Raw genomic sequence first — 14,563 nt, 5'->3', positions numbered from 1 at the left:
CTTCGGCTACTGAGGCGGCCGGGGCGTGAATCGTGTGACGCCCTCGGGTGTGACGACGGCGTGGACGGGGTGGTCGTGGGGTTCCTCCGGAACGCGGGCGACCACTTCGTTCGCGTACAGCAGCACCACCAGCGCGGGCCGGGCGCCGGCCGCGGACAGCCGGGCGAGCACCCGGTCGTACGAGCCGCCGCCGCGCCCCAGCCGCATCCCCCGGGCATCCACGGCCAGCCCGGGAAGCAGTACGGCACCGGCCTCCAGCACGGCGTCCGCGCCGAGCCGGGGCCCGTCCGGCTCCAGCAGCCCGCGCCCGGCGCGGACGAGGCGCTCCGGGCCCTCGTACACACCCCAGTCCAGGTCGTTGTCGGCGCGGAGCACCGGCAGCAGGACGCGTACGCCCCGCTCGCGCAGCGCGTCGAGCAGCGCGCGCGTACCGGGTTCGCGCCCCACGGAGACATACGCGGCGAGGGTGCCGGCCCCGGTCAGTTCGGGAAGGCCCAGGGCCGCTCGGGCGAGCCGCGCGGCGGCCTCCCGGACGTCCTCGGGGGACAGCAGGGCGCGGGCATCGAGGAGTTCGCCCCTCAACGCCCCTTTTGTCGATTCCCTTGGGGGGAGCTCATCGCTCATCGGCGGCTGGTTCACCTCTCTTATATATGCATAGGGAGCCAAGCGGATGGAGCCTTATCTTCCTCGCAATTGCACCGGATAGTGTGCCGGACGTGACTCAGCCGAACTCCAGGATCAGCAAGGCGGTCGTTCCCGCCGCCGGCCTCGGCACGCGATTCCTGCCCGCCACCAAGGCCACTCCCAAGGAGATGCTGCCCGTCGTCGACAAGCCCGCGATCCAGTACGTCGTCGAGGAGGCGGTCGCGGCCGGACTCTCCGACGTCCTGATGATCACGGGCCGCAACAAACGCCCCCTGGAAGACCACTTCGACCGCAACTACGAGCTGGAGGAGGCGCTGGCCCGCAAGGGCGACGCCCGCCGCCTGGGGAAGGTCCAGGAGTCGAGCGACCTCGCCACCATGCACTATGTGCGCCAGGGCGACCCACGCGGGCTCGGCCACGCGGTGCTGTGCGCCGCCCCGCACGTCGGCGACCAGCCCTTCGCGGTCCTCCTCGGCGACGATCTGATCGATCCGCGCGACCCGCTCCTGTCCCGCATGGTCGGGATCCGGGAACGCGAGGGCGGCAGCGTCGTCGCCCTCATGGAGGTCGACCTCTCGCAGATCGACCGGTACGGCTGCGCGGCCGTCGAGCCCACCGGCGAACCGGACGTCGTCAGGGTGACGCGGCTGGTCGAGAAGCCCGACCCCTCCGAGGCCCCGAGCAATCTCGCCGTCATCGGACGGTATGTGCTCGACCCCGCGATCTTCGCCGTACTCCGCGGGACCGAACCGGGCCGCGACAACGAAATCCAGCTCACCGACGCCCTCGGGGAACTCGCCGGGGACGAGAAGACCGGCGGCCCGGTGCACGGCGTCGTCTTCCGGGGCCGGCGCTACGACACCGGCGACCGCGGAGCCTATCTGCGGGCGATTGTCAGACTCGCGTGCGAACGTGAAGACCTGGGACCGGAGTTCCGGGACTGGCTCCGCCACTATGTGAACGAGGAGATGTAACACCGTGAGCAGCACGATCTGGTCGGTGGACGACCACCTGGCGGACATCCTCGCGGCCATTCGGCCCCTGGACCCCATCGAGCTGCCGCTTCAGGACGCCCAGGGCTGCGTTCTCGTCGAGGACATCACCGTCCCCGTCGCCCTGCCGCCCTTCGACAACAGCTCCATGGACGGGTACGCGGTCCGCGTCGCCGACGTCCAGGGCGCGACCGAGGAGTTCCCGGCGGCCCTCGTGGTCGTCGGGGACGTCGCCGCCGGGGGCGCCGGCGGGCTCACCGTCGGCCCCGGCGAGGCCGCGCGGATCATGACCGGCGCACCGCTGCCGCGGGGGGCGGAGGCCGTCGTCCCGGTTGAGTGGACGGACGGCGGCGCCGGCCGGGGAGCGGTCACCGCCATGGTCCCCGCGGGCCGGGACCCCGGGGGCGCGAGCGGCGAGGTCCGTGTCCACCGGCCGGCCGGGGCGGGCGCCCATGTGCGTCCGCGCGGCAGCGACGTCCAGGCCGGGGACCTGGCCCTGACGCGGGGCACCGTGCTCGGGCCGCCGCAGATCGGTCTGCTCGCCGCGATCGGCCGCGGCTCGGTCCGGGTGCGGCCCCGGCCGCGCGTGGTCGTCCTGTCCACCGGCAGCGAGCTCGTCCAGCCCGGCGAGGCCCTCGGCGAGGGCCAGATCTACGACTCCAACAGCTTCGCCCTCGCCGCCGCCGCGCGGGACGCCGGAGCGCTCTCCTACCGGGTGGGCGCGGTCACGGACGACGCCGAGATCCTGCGCGCCACCATCGAGGACCAGCTGATCCGCGCCGATCTCCTGGTGACGACCGGCGGGGTGAGTGTGGGGGCGTACGACGTGGTGAAGGAGGCCCTCGCGACCGCCGGTGAGCCCGCCGGGGACGACGCCATCGGCGAGGAGGACAGACCGACGGGCAGCGGGGTCGACTTCCGCAGGCTGGCCATGCAGCCCGGCAAGCCCCAGGGCTTCGGCACCATCGGCCCGGACCACACCCCGCTGCTGGCCCTGCCCGGGAACCCCGTCTCGTCGTACGTCTCCTTCGAGCTGTTCGTGCGCCCCGCGATCCGGACCCTCATGGGCAGGCAGGACGTGCACCGCCCCCGGGTGCGCGCCGTGCTCCGGGCCGACGCGGCGCTCGGCTCGCCGGCGGGCCGCCGCCAGTTCCTCCGGGGGGCGTACGACTCCGGCGCGGGCACCGTCACCCCCGTGGGCGGTTCCGGCTCCCATCTGGTCGCGGCCCTCGCGCACGCCGACTGCCTGATCGTGGTGCCGGAGGAGGACACCTCCCTCGAACCCGGCGCGGAGGTGGAGGTGGTCCTCCTCGGGTGACCCGCGCTCCGTGGGGGTACCGTGTCTGCGCACACAGGCCCACATGGGCCTTGCAGGCCCCCCCAGGGCCCGGACCGGGAGCGGCGAACAGCGACATGAGTACAGACGGCAGGCTGACGCACATCGACGAGGCGGGTGCGGCCCGGATGGTCGACGTCTCCGGGAAGGACGTCACCGCGCGCACCGCTCGCGCCAGCGGCAGGGTCTTGGTGTCACCGCAGGTCGTGGCGCTGCTGCGGGGCGAGGGCGTCCCCAAGGGCGATGCGCTCGCGACGGCACGTATCGCCGGGATCATGGGCGCCAAGCGCACACCGGAGCTGATCCCGCTCTGCCACCCGCTCGCGGTCTCCGGCGTCACGGTCGATCTGTCGGTCGCCGACGACGCCGTGGAGATCACCGCCACGGTGAGGACCACCGACCGCACGGGGGTCGAGATGGAGGCGCTCACCGCCGTCTCGGTCGCCGCGCTCACGATCGTGGACATGGTCAAGGCCGTCGACAAGGCGGCGGTGATCACCGCCGTGAGGGTCGAGGAGAAGACGGGTGGCAAGTCCGGCGACTGGAGCCGTTCATGAGCCGCGCGGGTGAGGTGTACGGCCACAGCCACGGACCGCGTCCGCATGCGGGCACGGGCGCGGACACCGGTCCGGGTGGCGGTTTTGGTACGGGACCGGCCGCTGGCCCTTCGGACACGGGGTCGGAATCCGGCGGCGCGGGGCCGGGACCACGGGCGTTGGTGATCACCGCCTCCAACCGCGCGGCGGCGGGTGTGTACGAGGACAGGGGCGGCCCGATCCTCGCGGCGGGCCTCGCCGCGCTCGGCTTCCGCGTCGACGGCCCCCGTGTGGTGCCCGACGGCGCCCCGGTCGGGGACGCCCTGCGGGCGGGGGTGGCGCAGGCGTACGACGTCATCCTCACCACGGGCGGCACCGGTCTCTCGCCCACCGACCACACCCCCGAGGTCACCCGGGCCCTCCTCGACTACGAGATCCCCGGCATCCCCGAGGCGATCCGGGCCCACGGCCTGGCGAAGGTCCCCACCGCCGCGCTCTCCCGGGGGCTCGCGGGCGTCGCGGACCGCACTCTGATCGTCAACCTGCCGGGCTCACCCGGCGGCGTACGGGACGGGCTGGCCGTACTGGAACAGCTGCTCCGGCACGCGGTGGACCAGTTGTGGGGCGGTGATCACGAGCCGGCGGCGGGACCCGCGGCGGCGTCCGAACCCGGCTCCGGGCCCGTGCCGGGGGCCGGGGCGGGGCCCTCGGCGCAGCCCCGCGCGGGCTCCGGACCCGGTTCCGGATCCGGGGCGGAATCGGGGGCCGCCGCGCCCCCGGGCCCGCCCGGGGCCGCGCCCGGATCGAGCCCCACCGGGAGCCCGAGCTGAACGCCCCCTGGCCCGTGGTCCTGGCGGACGGCGATGTGGTCCTCCGCCCGATAAAGCTGCGCGACCAGCGGAGCTGGCGCGAGGTCAACCGGCGCAACCGGGACTGGCTGCGCCCCTGGGAGGCGACGATCCCGCCGCCCGCCCCCGGCGCACCGCTCACCCAGCGCCCGACGTACCGCCAGATGGTCCGCCATCTGCGGGCCGAGGCCAACGCCGGCCGGATGCTGCCGTTCGTCATCGAGTACCAGGGGCGGCTGGTGGGCCAGTTGACCGTAGCGGGCATCACCTGGGGATCGATGTGCTCCGGCCATGTGGGCTACTGGGTCGACCGGGACGTCGCGGGCCGCGGAGTGATGCCGACGGCCGTCGCGCTCGCGACCGACCACTGCTTCCGCGCGGTCGGACTCCACCGGATGGAAGTCTGCATTCGCCCCGAGAACGGTCCGAGCCGCCGGGTCGTGGAGAAACTCGGTTTCCGCGAAGAGGGGCTGCGCCCCCGATATCTCCACATCGACGGTGCGTGGCGAGACCATCTGGTGTACGCGCTGACGGCCGAGGAAGTGCCCGAGGGACTGCTGCGCCGCTGGCACCAGGCACGACCCCGGACACCCCGGGAAATGAAATAAACGTTCGAAAGTGATCCCCGTCGACCGCGAGATGATCCGAACAATCGCAAAAAAAGTCCGTCATATCAGCTGGATCGTGCGACACACCGGGCCAATTGGCGGATGCCCTTGCGAGAATCCCTCTACGGTGTGACCGTGAGCAGCAGCGGCCTCATCTACGCAGTCATCGTCGGGGCCTGGGCCGCCTACCTGGTGCCGATGTGGCTCCGCAGGCAGGACGAGCTGAACGAGGCACGTCCGACGGAACGCTTCTCCACCGCCATCCGGCTGCTGTCCGGACGCGGGGCGATGGAGCGCCGGTACGCCAAGGAGCTGCGGGAGCGCACCGCGGAGCAGCCCGAGCCCGACCGGGACCCGGATGTCGGCACGGAACCCCTGAGTTCCGTGGACGTCCGGGCCTTCGCCGCGCCCCGCACCGAGATCCGGACCCCCTCCCCGGAACCGGCCGGAGCGGCGGCGCAGTCCCCGGCACCGGCACGTTCGCGGGAGCCCTCGGAGCGCCGTCCTCGTCCCCGCCCCAGCCGGGCGGCCACCGAGCGCGCCCGGCGCAGCAAGGTCCTCGCCCGCCGCAGGCGTACGACCATGATGCTCTTCGTGGCCTTCACCCTGGGCGCGGTCGTGGCCGCGGTCGGCGGACTCGGCTTCCTGTGGGCGCCCGCCGTACCCGCGGTGCTCCTCAGTACGTACATCGTGCATCTGCGGGCCCAGGAGCGCCGGCGCTTCGTGGTCGTCATGGACCGCCGCCGCGCGGAGGCGGCGGCGCAGCGCCTGCGCGAGAACCGGCCCCGGCGCCACCAGCCGGCCTCGGCGCCCGCCGCCGAGCCGGACGAGGAGCCCGAGGCACACCCCGAGCCCGTCCCCGCGAAGGTCTCACCCCAGGAGGCGGGCCGGCGCGCCCTGGTCGAGCAGACGGACCACGCGGAATGGGTCGACCAGCAGCGCGACCGCGGCCCGGCGACCGGCGACAGCTGGGACCCGGTCCCCGTCCCGCTGCCCACCTACGTCACCGCCCCGGTCGCCCCGCGCGCCACGGGCGGCGTCGATATGAACGACCCCGAGACCTGGAGCTCGGCCCGCTCCTCCACGGCGGACCCGACCCCCTCCACCCCGCCCGCACCCCCCGCCCCGAACCGCCGCAACCCCCCGGCGCGCCGCGCCACCCGCGACCGCGGCCGCACCCCTCTCTTCGACCAGTACGCGGACGAGGACCGCCCGCGCGCGGCCAACGAGTGACCCCGTGACCAGCGACGGAACGGATTTCCAAGCACCCCGATCGGGATGCTAGAGTTTCACTCGTTGCAAGGGCCTGTGGCGCAGTCTGGTAGCGCACCTCGTTCGCATCGAGGGGGTCTGGGGTTCAAATCCCCACAGGTCCACCGCAGCTCAGAGCCTCCGCCGGAGAGATCCGGCGGAGGCTCTTCGGCATGCGTACAGCAGCTACTTCGGATCTTGGGTGCCCAACTGCCTGCTCGGTCGGTGGAGCGCCTCGCGGGTCACCTCCGAGGGCACGTGCGTAGGCACCTCCATCGTCACGGCGATCTTGCTGTGCCGGACGATCTGCATCGCTACCCGGGGATGGACGTCGAGCGTGGCCACGAGCGAACCACAGGTATGCCGGGTGTCGTGGAGCCGGATCCTCCGGACCCCCGCTCGGTCGCAGCGGTCGGAGAGCGAACGGTTGAAGTTGCGCGCTCTGTCGCAGGTCAGCCCCGCAGCGAGCCTCAAATGCCCCGAGTTTCCCAAGCTCAGGGCTTCGGTCAGATGTCTGAGGATGCTGGTGCTTCCTCGCCGTTCAGCGCACTGCTGATCTCCTGTAGACGGCCGTTGGGCAGGGCGAACGCGTTGTAGGGGTTCCGGTAGGAGTGCCCGCCGTAGTTGATCCAGACGCCGTCTCTCGGTGCCCAGTGGGCTGGAGCCCATTGGCCCTGGTTCTCCAGGAGCATCCTCGCCACCTCGGCAGGCTCCTCGATCACGGTGAGAGCAGTGAGCGCGGCGGTGAGGGCAACGGCTGCGTCGTCGGGAAGGTGTGCGTCGCCGAGTGTGGGGAAAAGCAGCAAGAGCCGTGCGTCGGCAGCATCAACACCCCCGGATGCTGCCTGTCGAGCAGCGGACAGCAACTCCGGCCAGGCCATGCCGGGCCCCATGAAGTGGCCGTCGTCAACGGCGAGGGTTTCCGCCTCGGGCCACGCCGGGTGGTGGATCAGGTAGTCCACCCCTCGCTCGTCCTCGTAGTTGCGGTAGACGACGTAGATGGTGTGGCCGGAGTGCAGGGGCACATCGAACACGGGCCACTCGTGTTCGGCGGAAACCGCACGGTACACATCCATGGCCGCGTCCCAATCGGCACCGAACGCGGCTCGTTGCGCGTCCTCTCCACGCAGGCAGGTTCCCAGGTGAACGGGCCAGAACAACGGATCGTCCAGGTAGGCACTGCCCTGAACCAGAGGGCCGCCTTCATAGCCGGGGATCTTGAGCACGTGAGGATGATGGACGGGGAACGGCACGACGTCCAGGCTTCGGCCCTGCTCCGTCTCGGTTTCCGTCTTATACAGCCCCATCCGCCGGTCGGCGATCGTCCACGCGCGGTACCGGAGTGAAGCGCTTGACCCTCACGTGGCGTCATGCCGCATCGTCGGTGGTGTGGAAGAGCACCTGACCGTGGGACGTGTGGCCGAGCTGGCCGGTGTGAGTGTTCGTACGCTGCATCACTACGACGAGATCGGCCTCATGCGGCCGTCCGCCCGGACCGCGGCCGGGTACCGGGCCTCTTCGGCGGGTGATGTGGAGCGGCTGCGGGAGGTGCTCGCGTACCGGCGGCTGGGCTTCGGATTGCGTGAGATCGCGGATCTGGTCGACGACCCGGCCACCGACGCGGTCGCGCACCTGCGCCGGATGCGCGGCCTGCTGCTGGAACAGCGTGACCGTGCGGCTGCCATGGTGACGGCGATAGACAAGGAACTGGAGGCACGGGCGATGGGGATCAGGACGACTCCGGAGGAACAGCTGAAAGTGTTCGGCGCGCAGTTGTACGAAGCCATCGGGTCCGCCTACCCGGCGACCCGGCGCACCGAGCCGCGGATCGCCGCGAGGGTCTGGGCGGCGCTCGGGGACGCGCGGACGGTCCTGAACGTCGGGGCCGGAACCGGCTCCTACGAACCGCCGGACCGCGACGTGACCGCGGTGGAACCGTCGGCGGTCATGCGGGCGCAGCGTCCCGCGGGAGCGGCGCGGTGCGTGGCCGCCGCCGCGGAGAGCCTGCCGTTCGAGGACGGGTCCTTCGACGCGGCGATGGCCTTCAGCACGGTTCATCACTGGCGGGACCCGATCGCCGGGCTGCGCGAGATGCGGCGTGTGGCCCGGCGTGTGGTGGTGTTCACGCACGACACCAGCGATGCCGGATGGCGTCACCGGTTCTGGCTGACCCGAAAGTACCTGCCCGAGGTCGCCGGCCTCGTCGCCGAGCGACCCTCGGTGGACCGGCTGGCCCGCGCGATCGGGGCTCGTATGGAACCCGTGCTCATTCCCTGGGACTGTGCCGACGGCTTTCTTGAGGCCTACTGGCGCCGGCCCGAGGCATACCTGGACGAACATGTGCGCCGCGCGGTATCGGTATGGACCAGGGTCGGGCCGGAGGCCGAGCGGCGGGCGGTGGACGCACTCCGCGACGACCTTTCCTCAGGCCGGTGGGCCGAGCGCAACCGCGACCTCGTCGATCTCGATGCGGCAGAACTGGGCCTCCGCCTGCTCGTGGCCTGAACCGTCGTCTGAGAGAGCGCGGCGTGGAGGGCTCCGGCCCGCCGGAATCAGGAGACGTTGCCGCAGTAATAACGGTTGGCTTCGAAGGTCGCCCTGGAGGGCCACCGTTGTGTGCCCGGCAGACCGGCAGGCCGCGGTCAGGAGCGGCTGGCCCTGCGGGTTCCAGGGGTGCCCTGACAACGTCGCCGTCGTCTGGGAGCCGACAGCGCCAACAGGCCCCGGAGAAGCGGTGACTCCGAGGTTCGATTCTGACGGCACAGTCGCTCCGTCGCGGTTCGATACCCGGTGAACCGGCCCTGCCCTGCCCTGTTTCTGTCGGCAGTCCGTTCCCGTGGGTCGAGCCGGGGCGGCGGGGCGCTTTCGGGAGTTGTGACGGTCCTGTTGCCAGAACTGTGGGATGGGTCACAGCCGTGGAGATGTCGTCCTGGTGAACTCACCCGATGGCCTTCCTGCTGCTTCTGTTCATTCCGGCCGGGTTGGTCGTCGCCTGCACCCTCCTCGGCCACGGCCTCGGCAACCTCGGCCGGTTCGTCTTCCGGCGGTCCGCATACGAGGTGTTGTTCCGGGGGCTCGCGGCCCTCCTGGGGGCCGTCGCGGTCGCCGTGTACACCTGGGGCATGCTGCATGTCTCCAGTTCGGTCCTCTCGGCGGAGGACGGCGGTACCGATTCGTCGCCGATTCCGTCCTGCCGTACACCGGGCTGGAAGGAGCGGACGGAGGCCAACGGGATCATCGACTACTCGGTGGACTATGTGCCGCTCCGGTTCGTCTGCGAGACGAACGACGGCGGAAGTTACGCCACCGACTCCGTTCCCGGATATGTCAACCCGACTGTGCTGGTCCTCGCGCTGGCCGCCACCGTATGCGTCGGCGCCGCGACCGGCGGACCGGAACGCCTGGCCGACGATGACCCGGTCGGCAATGACCCGGAGGACGGCGATCCGGCAGGCGACGACCCGGAGAGCGGTGATCCGGAGGGGCATGAGCCGACGGGTGAGGCAGTGGAGGGCGATGACCCGGCCGGGAACGAGCGGGCAGGCAAGGACCCGGCCGCGTGATGCGTGGGGACCCGGCCCCGCCGGCCGCACGGCGAGCACCCGTCGGCCGGAGCGAAGTCCTTCAACTGGCGAGAACCAGTGGGGTGTTCGTGGACGGATGCGGCGGGGTCGTCGGCGGCCCTGCCGAGCCCGGACAACTGCCCGGCGGCCCTGTGCTGTCGGTGTCGGAGCACCGTGTACGAGGGTCGCTCGGGCAGCGGGGTCCGGTACGGGCTCAGTCGGCGACGGGTTCCTCCAGGTGCGGGCGGATCGTCCGGGCCATGGCGTCCATGCCCGCGTCGTTGGGGTGGAGCCGGTCGCCCGAGTCGTAGGCGGGCAGCAGGCGGTCGGGGTCGGCGGGGTCGCGCAGGGCGCGGTCGAGGTCGGCGACCGCGTCGTACGCGCCACTGGTCCTGATCCAGTCGTTGACCTCCGTCCGTACCTGGTTCTTGGCCTCGGAGTAGTAGCCGTATCCGGCTCCCTTGAACGGGGTGACGGTCGCGCCGACCGCCTCGACCCCGCGGGCGTGTGCCAGGCGGATCAGGGCCTTGTGCCCGTCGATGAGCTGTTGGGCGGTCACGGTGGGGGCGAGGCCGCAGCCGAAGTCGGGGGTGCCGCCGGCGCCGATGTCGTTGATGCCGATCAGGACGACGGCCGAGCGGACGCCCGGCCGGTCGAGTACGTCGTGGCGGAAGCGGTCGACCCCCTTCTCGCCGAAGCAGACCGAGTCGGACAGCAGGCGGTTGCCGCTGATCCCGGAGTTGACCACGGACAGCCGTGACCCGTCGGCGGCCAGACGTTCCGCGAGCTGGTCCGGGTAGCGGTTGTCGGCGCCCGGGGTGGAGAACGCGCCGTCGGTGATGGAGTCCCCGAAGGCGACGACAGCCCCGGGCGTGCGCGGCCCGGCGACCTCCACGCCCGAGACCGCGTAGAAGGACTGGCTGGTCGCGCCCTCGAAGGCATGTCCGGAGGGGTCCCGGGTCCGGTCGCCGTCGGCCCGGTACGTGGTCGTCAGGGCGTTGGAGTGGAAGGACACGGGGCCGGTGGTCCCGGCGAAATGGAGGGTGATCGTCAGTTTCTCCAGCGGCCGTACGGGGAGGCCGACCGCGTCCGAGACGAGGTCCTTCCCCGCCGGGACGGTCACCCCGCGCGCCGACGCGAAGCGCAGCGTCCGCACGCTGTGGGGGTGCACCGCGGCCCCTTCCGCCGCCCGGGCGACGGTGGCTCCGGTGACGACGAGCGGCTGCTTCCCGTACCGGTTCGACACCCGCACCCGGATCCGGGAGCCGCCCGCGCTGATCCGGACGACCTGCCGGACGCTCTGATCGGAGAACCCTTCGACGGACCAGTTGGGGGGCCAGCCCGCCGGGGCCACCGGATACTGGTGCGCGGCTCCCCAGGTGCCGGTCCAGCCACCCGGGTGCCCCTGGTCCGGCGTGGGTTTCGCGGCCGTCGCGGGGGCGGTGGTCAGAGCGAGTGCCGTGGTGGTGACCGCCGCGACGGTCATGACGGAGATGTGCCGGATCTTCCAGCGCATGGGTTCGTACCCCTTCCTGCGGGTTCGGCGAGCCGGACTCGCAAGTGTGTTCGATAGCGTTCTCCGGCATCGTAGGGTCCCCGACCGGAGCGCGTCCGCGTTTTGAGGCGGTGGGTCGACCGGATGTGTGGCGTTCGTCCCGCGAGACCTGTTCGCCGGGGCCTGGTGGATTCCTCGTGGACTCCCCGCCGCCCAGCCGTTCTTGAGGCCGCCTGGGTGCCTGGACGGTGCGGCCCGGGCCTGCGGGGCCGTAGGGTGCGCTGATGAGACCGAGCGGCGCGAAGAGTGAGCGGTGCCGGGCCGGCCGGGTGACGCGGCCCGCCCCGGACTGGACCGTCACCACGGGGTGTCTGCTCCTCGCCGCGGCTGTGGGCTGGAGCGGCGTGCTGCTGGTCGTCGCGGGGCATGTGATCCCCGGGTGGACGGTGAGTGCCACCCTGCTCGTCGTGACGCTGATCCTCATGGGGGTCCTTGCCGTGCGGCGCCGCTCGGCGGCCGGCCCGGCGCCCTCGTGCCCCCGGGCGCGACCCGCGTTCGTCCGCGGTCTGCTGGCCGCGGCGGCTGGACTGGGAAGCGTGGTGGGCGGGTTGAACGACCTGGGCGCGCAGTACCACGTTCTTCGACCCACGGGCCCGGGGGGCTGCACGGCTGTGGTGCGGGAGGAGTCGTTCCTGCTGGCGGGCAGCGGCGCGGTATACGCGGTGGGCCCCACCGGCATCGCCTGGCGGGAGTCGGGTTCCTGGAGGGCCGACGACGGCTACCGTCCTGTTGCCTCCGGCTCGTACGAGCTGAGCTGGAGTCGGACCGGCGGCGTCCTGGTGGTCAGCGGCACCATGGTCGATCCGGTCTATCCGGGACTGCACAGCGTGGATTGCCCGTGATGCGGGGGCTGATGACGGCCCTTCATCACGGACGGCGGACCAGCGGCGGCGCTGTGCGGGGGCCATGGTTCGAAGCCGGTCCGCGCCGGTCCGGCTGAACGGGCCGTTCCCGCGGCCCGCCCCGGCGCGGCCGTCCTCTCGGACGCCGCCCTGCCCGGGGGCTCCGACCGGACGCGCTGCCCGGGTGCCTGCCGGTCGGTGGCGGGAGGTCGCGGACGTCTCGGAGGGGCCGGTTCGGGCTTCGGCCCGCTGTTCTGCGCCGCGGCTGGGGGAGCGGGCCGATTCGGATGGTGTTCCGCAGGGTGCGTCACCGCGGACCACGGAGCGGGAAGCGGTGCCATGGTGGTCCGGGGCGAAGTGGCCGCCGCGATCGGCGGACTGCTCGGCAAGCAGCGTGGGGGTCACGGGTGCACGGCGCCGGACGCATCGGAGCGTGACCGCTGCGGATCGCTTAGGGGTGTTCCGTGGCGATGGGTCGGCGAGCGGTCGGCGAGCCGGTCGGTGAGCCGCACCTCCGTCCTCGGGCCGGAGGCCGAAGCGTGCCCGGAAGCCGTTGCCCGGTCCGTCGGCGCCTGACGCCGGTCCACCGGAGGGGTGTCGGGACCGGGCACCGGAGATCGCGCGACGGCCGACTCCTGTGTCGTTCCGCCGACAGGGGGACGGGTGGGGAAGCCGGTCACGGGTGTGATGGGTTCATGGGGCAAGCGGGGGACTTGCTTCCGCTGACAGCACCTTGCCAGCGCAGGTCCCTGCCGGTGGTGCGCGCTGGTGGGTGAGGGGGATCGCGAGCAAGAATTCTTCTGTCGGTCGGCTGGGGAGCCGACCGGAATGAGAAGCGGTGACAACCGACTAGGGGAGTTGTTACATGCGTATCAATGAGCTGCGAAGCATTGCCGTTCCGGCTGGAATTGCCCCCGTGGGCATTTCTGAGGTGATGCCCCCGTGGGGAGTCGTCACAGAGCGCTCCACCAGGGACCCAGCCGTGCCCCTTGGGGCGCCGGAGGATCCCATCTGGGATTGAATTCCGGCCAAACCGTCACGTGACCCGATGTGAGGGTCCCGTCCGAGGGTCGATCCCTTTGGCCAGATCTGATGGGTATCGCGCGACTGTTCGTGTACTGCACCATGGCTGAAAAGGGCCCACCCATCAGAGGGTGGGCCCTCCGTCATGAGGCGGGTTTGAACAGGCGTTCGTTGCCATCGGGAATCGAACTGCCCATAATGCCCCGACAGATTCGTGTGCAGGGCGCACAACGGGGGGCAGGGGGCCGCATCATGCTCGAACCGCTGGGATTGGGTCCCCAGGCGGCCGAACTTTATAGAACCATGCTCCGGTGGCCGGATTCCGGCGTGGACGATTTGGTGGGCCTTCTGAACTGGCCCGCCGAGCACGTCAGATCGGCACTGGACGAATGCGCGCGGCTCTCGCTCATCAAGCCTTCGTGGGAGGAACCCGGAAGGCTTCGGGCCGTGAGCCCGGAGATTGGACTTCAGGCACTGCTCGTGCAACGCGAAGGTGAAATCAAGGAGAGCCAGCAGAGGATCTCGGAGTCCCGGGTCGAAGTGGCCCGGTTCATCGACGAGTACGACGCGGCCCAGCAGAAATTGCGGCGCGTGGTCGTGGACCGGCTCGACGGAATCGACGACATCAGGGCCCGTATCGAGGAATTCACCCAGGACTGCACGAGCGAACTGCTCACCTTCGCATCCGGCGGACGGCAGTCGGAAAGCAGCCGAAAGGCCAGCCAGCCGCTGTGTGAAGCGCTCGCGGAACGCGGGGTCGTGATGCGCAGCGTCTATCTCGACAGTGTGTACAACGACCCCGGGTCGGTGGAGCATCTGCGCTGGCTCGTCGCACACGGCGATCAGGTGCGTACCACCGCGTCGCTGCCGTCGCGGATGCTCGTCTTCGACCGCACCCACGCCGTGCTGCCGATCGACCCCGATGCCTCCGCCGCCGGTGCGCTCGTCCTGCGCGGGCCCGGGCTCATCGTCAGCCTGACCGCGCTCTTCGAGCGGGTGTGGGAGGACGCCAGCCCCTTCAGCGGCGGCCGGCCGCAGTCACGGGAGTCGGGGTCGGAGGAACTGTCCGCGCAGGAACAGGCCGTGCTCCAGCTGCTGGGCGAGGGCCTGACGGACGAGGTCGTCGCCCGCAAGCTCGGCGTCTCGGTCCGCACCGGGCGGCGGATCACGGCCGATCTCATGGGGCGCCTCGGCGCCCGCAGCCGCTTCCAGGCCGGTATGCGGGCCGCGCAGCTCGGCTGGCTGTCCGGGTCCGAAGCCGGGTAGGTCCCGCGCGCACCCGGCGTACTCCGGTGGCACCCGCGACCGTACGCGAAGGAGCCGCGCCCCGGAGCCGCGGCGCAAGCGGCGCCGTGGAGCAAGGA

The 14,563-nt window shown here is 71.6% G+C and carries 14 protein-coding genes and 1 tRNA gene; 11 read left to right on the top strand and 4 right to left on the bottom strand.

The window, feature by feature from the left end; translation table 11 throughout:
- Positions 1-6: 6 nt before the first annotated feature.
- Positions 7-624, bottom strand: coding sequence for a 5-formyltetrahydrofolate cyclo-ligase (locus ACFYT4_RS04680; protein ID WP_389265230.1), 618 nt, complete (start codon positions 622-624; stop codon positions 7-9).
- 92 nt (positions 625-716) lie between these two features.
- Here ACFYT4_RS04680 and galU point away from each other — a divergent pair, with 92 nt between their 5' ends.
- The 7 genes from galU (at position 717) to ACFYT4_RS04645 (ending at position 6,341) form a co-directional block, all read left to right on the top strand.
- A complete protein-coding gene (galU, locus tag ACFYT4_RS04675) occupies positions 717-1,619 on the top strand; it encodes a UTP--glucose-1-phosphate uridylyltransferase GalU (RefSeq protein WP_389265228.1) in 903 nt (300 codons plus the stop codon).
- A gap of 4 nt (positions 1,620-1,623) precedes the next feature.
- Positions 1,624-2,955 (top strand): gephyrin-like molybdotransferase Glp, encoded by a 1,332-nt coding sequence (gene glp / locus ACFYT4_RS04670; RefSeq protein ID WP_389265227.1) that lies wholly within the window; start codon positions 1,624-1,626, stop codon positions 2,953-2,955.
- A gap of 95 nt (positions 2,956-3,050) precedes the next feature.
- Positions 3,051-3,530, top strand: a complete 480-nt coding sequence (gene moaC / locus ACFYT4_RS04665; protein WP_389265225.1) for a cyclic pyranopterin monophosphate synthase MoaC — start codon at positions 3,051-3,053, stop codon at positions 3,528-3,530.
- Between the two features lie 161 nt (positions 3,531-3,691).
- Positions 3,692-4,339: a molybdenum cofactor biosynthesis protein B gene (locus tag ACFYT4_RS04660; RefSeq protein ID WP_389265300.1), complete on the top strand. Its 648-nt coding sequence runs from the start codon at positions 3,692-3,694 to the stop codon at positions 4,337-4,339.
- Positions 4,340-4,353: 14 nt separating this feature from the next.
- Positions 4,354-4,965, top strand: a complete 612-nt coding sequence (locus tag ACFYT4_RS04655; protein ID WP_389265223.1) for a GNAT family N-acetyltransferase — start codon at positions 4,354-4,356, stop codon at positions 4,963-4,965.
- A gap of 135 nt (positions 4,966-5,100) precedes the next feature.
- Complete coding sequence (gene glpR, locus ACFYT4_RS04650) at positions 5,101-6,198, top strand: gephyrin-like molybdotransferase receptor GlpR (RefSeq protein ID WP_389265221.1); 1,098 nt, start codon at positions 5,101-5,103, stop codon at positions 6,196-6,198.
- A gap of 69 nt (positions 6,199-6,267) precedes the next feature.
- Positions 6,268-6,341 (top strand) — tRNA-Ala (locus tag ACFYT4_RS04645).
- 61 nt (positions 6,342-6,402) lie between these two features.
- Here ACFYT4_RS04645 and ACFYT4_RS04640 read toward each other — a convergent pair.
- Both ACFYT4_RS04640 and ACFYT4_RS04635 read right to left on the bottom strand, forming a co-directional pair.
- Positions 6,403-6,690 carry a hypothetical protein gene (locus tag ACFYT4_RS04640; protein WP_389265220.1) on the bottom strand — a complete coding sequence of 96 codons (288 nt, stop codon included), beginning with the start codon at positions 6,688-6,690 and terminating at the stop codon, positions 6,403-6,405.
- Positions 6,691-6,722: 32 nt separating this feature from the next.
- On the bottom strand, positions 6,723-7,442 hold the full coding sequence (locus ACFYT4_RS04635; protein WP_389265218.1) for a hypothetical protein: 720 nt from the start codon (positions 7,440-7,442) through the stop codon (positions 6,723-6,725).
- A gap of 190 nt (positions 7,443-7,632) precedes the next feature.
- Between ACFYT4_RS04635 and ACFYT4_RS04630 the strand changes: the two genes are divergently transcribed.
- The gene (locus ACFYT4_RS04630) at positions 7,633-8,721 is read left to right on the top strand and encodes a methyltransferase domain-containing protein (RefSeq protein ID WP_389265298.1); all 1,089 of its coding nucleotides are present in this window, start codon (positions 7,633-7,635) and stop codon (positions 8,719-8,721) included.
- Positions 8,722-9,161: 440 nt separating this feature from the next.
- Positions 9,162-9,779 carry a hypothetical protein gene (locus tag ACFYT4_RS04625; RefSeq protein ID WP_389265217.1) on the top strand — a complete coding sequence of 206 codons (618 nt, stop codon included), beginning with the start codon at positions 9,162-9,164 and terminating at the stop codon, positions 9,777-9,779.
- A gap of 214 nt (positions 9,780-9,993) precedes the next feature.
- Here ACFYT4_RS04625 and ACFYT4_RS04620 read toward each other — a convergent pair whose 3' ends face one another.
- Positions 9,994-11,295, bottom strand: a complete 1,302-nt coding sequence (locus tag ACFYT4_RS04620; RefSeq protein WP_389265215.1) for an SGNH/GDSL hydrolase family protein — start codon at positions 11,293-11,295, stop codon at positions 9,994-9,996.
- Positions 11,296-11,558: 263 nt separating this feature from the next.
- Here ACFYT4_RS04620 and ACFYT4_RS04615 point away from each other — a divergent pair, with 263 nt between their 5' ends.
- Both ACFYT4_RS04615 and ACFYT4_RS04610 read left to right on the top strand, forming a co-directional pair.
- Positions 11,559-12,176 carry a hypothetical protein gene (locus tag ACFYT4_RS04615; protein WP_389265213.1) on the top strand — a complete coding sequence of 206 codons (618 nt, stop codon included), beginning with the start codon at positions 11,559-11,561 and terminating at the stop codon, positions 12,174-12,176.
- A gap of 1,470 nt (positions 12,177-13,646) precedes the next feature.
- Positions 13,647-14,465: a LuxR C-terminal-related transcriptional regulator gene (locus tag ACFYT4_RS04610; RefSeq protein WP_389265211.1), complete on the top strand. Its 819-nt coding sequence runs from the start codon at positions 13,647-13,649 to the stop codon at positions 14,463-14,465.
- Positions 14,466-14,563 lie beyond the last annotated feature (98 nt).

It is taken from the genome of Streptomyces sp. NPDC004609 (genome assembly GCF_042873655.1).
Lineage (GTDB): Bacteria > Actinomycetota > Actinomycetes > Streptomycetales > Streptomycetaceae > Streptomyces.
This window is presented reverse-complemented; position numbering and strand designations above follow the sequence as displayed.

Excerpts from the sequence above, each read along its gene's own strand:
- ACFYT4_RS04620 (WP_389265215.1), bottom strand. The coding sequence starts at position 11,295 with ATGCGCTGGAAGATCCGGCACATCTCCGTCATGACCGTCGCGGCGGTC.
- ACFYT4_RS04615 (WP_389265213.1), top strand. The coding sequence starts at position 11,559 with ATGAGACCGAGCGGCGCGAAGAGTGAGCGGTGCCGGGCCGGCCGGGTG.
- ACFYT4_RS04625 (WP_389265217.1), top strand. The coding sequence starts at position 9,162 with ATGGCCTTCCTGCTGCTTCTGTTCATTCCGGCCGGGTTGGTCGTCGCC.
- ACFYT4_RS04680 (WP_389265230.1), bottom strand. The coding sequence starts at position 624 with ATGAGCGATGAGCTCCCCCCAAGGGAATCGACAAAAGGGGCGTTGAGG.
- moaC (WP_389265225.1), top strand. The coding sequence starts at position 3,051 with ATGAGTACAGACGGCAGGCTGACGCACATCGACGAGGCGGGTGCGGCC.